The sequence below is a fragment of the Streptomyces sp. NPDC005784 genome (genome assembly GCF_042871525.1).
Lineage (GTDB): Bacteria > Actinomycetota > Actinomycetes > Streptomycetales > Streptomycetaceae > Streptomyces.
In genome coordinates, this window is the sequence record NZ_JBIAIQ010000119.1 from 1 (window position 1) to 1,301 (window position 1,301).

Consider the following 1,301-nt stretch of genomic DNA (forward strand, 5'->3'; position numbering starts at 1 on the left):
GCGTGGGCGTGGCCCTGGCTGCCGTAGCCGATGACCGCGACCTTGCGGCCCTGGATGATGGACAGGTCGGCGTCGTCGTCATAGAACAGCTCGGCAGACATGGGAAGTTACTCCTCCGCAGGCGCGTGATGCTTCGAGAGAACGGACAGTTGACAGTGATGTCGTGCTGGGGACGCCCTATGCGATGGCGACGGCCCATCGGGGCGGCTCGGCGGTACGCAACCTGTGTTCGCTGAGCGAGACAGAGCCGCGTCCGATGGCGATCGTGCCGGACTGGACCAGCTCCTTGATGCCGTACGGCTCCAGCATCTTGAGCATGGCGGACAGCTTGTCGCTGCTGCCGGTGGCCTCGATGGTGACGGCCTCCGGGGAGACGTCGACCGTCCTGGCGCGGAACAGCTGGACGACCTCCAGGATCTGCGAACGCGTCCGGTTGTCGGCACCGACCTTGGCGAGAACCACCTCGCGGGCGATCCGCGTAGCGGACTCCAGCTCCATGACTTCGAGTACGTTGACCAACTTCCCCGTTTGCTCGATGACTTGGTCAAGCCGGGTCAGTTCTCCGTTGACCACGATGGTGATGCGGGAGATGTCGGGGTGCTCGGTGACGCCGACGGCGAGGGAGTCGATGTTGAAGCCGCGCCGGGAGAACAGGGCGGTGATCCGGGCGAGGACACCGGGCTTGTTCTCGACCAGGACGGAGAGCGTGTGCTTGGACATTTCTCTTTCGCCTCTCTCGCTCAGTCGTCTTCGTTGTCGCCGAAGTCGGGGCGGACGTCCCGGGCGAACATGACCTCGTCGTTGGAGGTGCCGGCGGCGACCATCGGCCACACCATCGCGTCCTCGTGGACGATGAAATCGACCACGACCGGACGGTCGTTGATCGAGTTCGCCTCCTCGATCACCTTGTCGAGGTCGTCCGGGGACTCGCAGCGGATGGCGTGGCAGCCCATCGCCTCCGACAGCTTGACGAAGTCGGGGACCCGGGTGCCGGCGCTCGGCTGCTTGCCGGACCCCGCGGCGGAGCCGCTGTTCAACTCAGTCGGGCCGCTGTGCAGCACGGTGTTGGAGTAGCGCTGGTTGTAGAAGAGGGTCTGCCACTGGCGGACCATCCCGAGGGCGCCGTTGTTGATGATGGCGACCTTGATCGGAATGTTGTTCAGGGCACAGGTGGTGAGTTCCTGATTGGTCATCTGGAAGCAGCCGTCGCCGTCGACCGCCCAGACCGTGCGGTCCGGCCGGCCCGCCTTCGCGCCCATCGCGGCCGGCACCGCATAGCCCATCGTCCCGGCGCCGCCGGA

The 1,301-nt window shown here is 65.8% G+C and carries 3 protein-coding genes; all 3 read right to left on the bottom strand.

The genetic code is table 11. The features are described from left to right. On the bottom strand, window positions 1–101 hold a 101-nt coding region (locus ACFYR3_RS45745), incomplete at its 3' end, for a hypothetical protein (protein ID WP_385828255.1). Between the two features lie 76 nt (window positions 102–177). After that, window positions 178–720: an acetolactate synthase small subunit gene (gene ilvN / locus ACFYR3_RS45750; RefSeq protein WP_389288362.1), complete on the bottom strand. Its 543-nt coding sequence runs from the start codon at window positions 718–720 to the stop codon at window positions 178–180. Between the two features lie 20 nt (window positions 721–740). Next, the coding region (locus ACFYR3_RS45755) for a thiamine pyrophosphate-dependent enzyme (protein ID WP_389288364.1) at window positions 741–1,301 on the bottom strand (561 nt) is incomplete at its 5' end.